We start from the raw sequence: 2,500 nt of genomic DNA on the forward strand, positions 1-2,500 counted from the left end.
GGCGGTATAAGATGACTATGCGTTCTATTAGTTTGTTGGTAAGGTAACGGCTTACCAAGACTACGATAGATAGGGTCCTGAGAGGGAGATCCCCCACACTGGTACTGAGACACGGACCAGACTCCTACGGGAGGCAGCAGTGAGGAATATTGGACAATGGAGGCAACTCTGATCCAGCCATGCCGCGTGTAGGAAGACTGCCCTATGGGTTGTAAACTACTTTTATATGGGAAGAATAAGGTATATGTATATACTGATGACGGTACCATAAGAATAAGCACCGGCTAACTCCGTGCCAGCAGCCGCGGTAATACGGAGGGTGCAAGCGTTATCCGGAATCATTGGGTTTAAAGGGTCCGTAGGCGGGCTTGTAAGTCAGTGGTGAAAGTCTGTGGCTCAACCATAGAATTGCCATTGATACTGCAGGTCTTGAATTATTGTGAAGTGGTTAGAATATGTAGTGTAGCGGTGAAATGCTTAGAGATTACATAGAATACCGATTGCGAAGGCAGATCACTAACAATATATTGACGCTGATGGACGAAAGCGTAGGTAGCGAACAGGATTAGATACCCTGGTAGTCTACGCCGTAAACGATGGATACTAGTTGTTTGGCTTTCGGGCTGAGTGACTAAGCGAAAGTGATAAGTATCCCACCTGGGGAGTACGTTCGCAAGAATGAAACTCAAAGGAATTGACGGGGGCCCGCACAAGCGGTGGAGCATGTGGTTTAATTCGATGATACGCGAGGAACCTTACCAGGGCTTAAATGTAGTCTGACAGGGCCAGAGATGGCTTTTTCTTCGGACAGATTACAAGGTGCTGCATGGTTGTCGTCAGCTCGTGCCGTGAGGTGTCAGGTTAAGTCCTATAACGAGCGCAACCCCTGTGGTTAGTTGCCAGCGAGTAATGTCGGGAACTCTAGCCAGACTGCCGGTGCAAACCGTGAGGAAGGTGGGGATGACGTCAAATCATCACGGCCCTTACGTCCTGGGCCACACACGTGCTACAATGGTAGGGACAGAGAGCAGCCACTGGGCGACCAGGAGCGAATCTATAAACCCTATCTCAGTTCGGATTGGAGTCTGCAACTCGACTCCATGAAGCTGGAATCGCTAGTAATCGGATATCAGCCATGATCCGGTGAATACGTTCCCGGGCCTTGTACACACCGCCCGTCAAGCCATGGAAGCTGGGGGTACCTGAAGTCCGTTACCGCAAGGAGCGGCCTAGGGTAAAACTGGTAACTGGGGCTAAGTCGTAACAAGGTAGCCGTACCGGAAGGTGCGGCTGGAACACCTCCTTTCTAGAGCTTGTCCCTGCACTTGTGCTTACTAATTTATTAGTAAAACATCAAGAGTATACAGCAAAGCGACTTACGATACTGAAAGGTCAGTAATAGGTTTTAGTTTTCAATAGCTGTCGATTTAATTATAATTTAATAAGTACATAGTAGTTTTACTTTAGTAATTAGTTTTTACTAGTAACTATTGTTTATTGACTATAGACTTATAGACAGTCTCATAGCTCAGCTGGTTAGAGCGCTACACTGATAATGTAGAGGTCGGCAGTTCGAGTCTGCCTGAGACTACTGGTCAATGACCAGACATATTTTCAGGAGTATGTTTGATTATTGAATACCGCTTTCGCGAAAGCATATAAATCGCAATGTTCATAAAAATTACATTTTGAAGGAAATTTTAGAAGTTGAGAATCATTACTTCGTCATTCGAAATCTGATGTCATCATCTTGATTTCATAGAAATGGGGGATTAGCTCAGCTGGCTAGAGCGCCTGCCTTGCACGCAGGAGGTCATCGGTTCGACTCCGATATTCTCCACCAGGCAATACCTGGAGATATTTTATCTCTAGCGTATTGCGAGTGAGAGCACAGATAGTTTTAATTGTCTGTCGCGACTCGCGACGTTCATTGACATATTGGGAAATAATTAAAGAATACGAGAAGTCGTGTATAGCTTTAGCAGTTATATACGCAAATTAATATGAATTAAGAATAACTCATTATAATATAAAGGTTTATGTATTTTATACATAAGCCCTTAAAAGAGCAATTAAGTACAATAAGCTAATTAAGGGCGTATGGGGAATGCCTAGGCTCTCAGAGGCGATGAAGGACGTGATAAGCTGCGAAAAGTTGCGGGGATCTGCACACAAGAATTGATCCGCAAATATCCGAATGGGGCAACCCACTATATTGAAGATATAGTATCCGCAAGGAGGCAAACCCGGAGAACTGAAACATCTAAGTACCCGGAGGGAGAAGAAAACAAAAGTGATTCCGCTAGTAGTGGCGAGCGAACGCGGATTAGCCCAAACCAGTAATGTTACGGCATTGCTGGGGTTGTAGGACTACGATATTTTGTGCTTTATGAATTAGAACACTTTGGAAAGAGTGGCCATAGACGGTGATAGCCCGGTATAAGTAAAGACAGTTACAGATAGTAGTATCCTGAGTAGTGCGGGGCACGTGAAACCCTGT

Annotated in this window: 2 tRNA genes and 2 rRNA genes (1 of these 4 cut by a window edge); all 4 read left to right on the forward strand. The window is 45.2% G+C overall.

The annotated features are described in order from the left end of the window. Positions 1-1,306, forward strand: a 16S ribosomal RNA gene (locus tag OD90_RS00005); the annotation flags it as partial. Between the two features lie 211 nt (positions 1,307-1,517). Beyond that, positions 1,518-1,591 (forward strand) — tRNA-Ile (locus OD90_RS00010). A gap of 175 nt (positions 1,592-1,766) precedes the next feature. Then, positions 1,767-1,843: transfer RNA gene (locus OD90_RS00015), tRNA-Ala, on the forward strand. A 237-nt stretch (positions 1,844-2,080) separates the two neighbouring features. Further along, positions 2,081-2,500 (forward strand): 23S ribosomal RNA (locus tag OD90_RS00020); it runs 2,409 nt beyond the window's last position.

This window comes from Dokdonia sp. Hel_I_53, assembly GCF_007827465.1.
Taxonomy (GTDB): Bacteria; Bacteroidota; Bacteroidia; order Flavobacteriales; family Flavobacteriaceae; genus Dokdonia.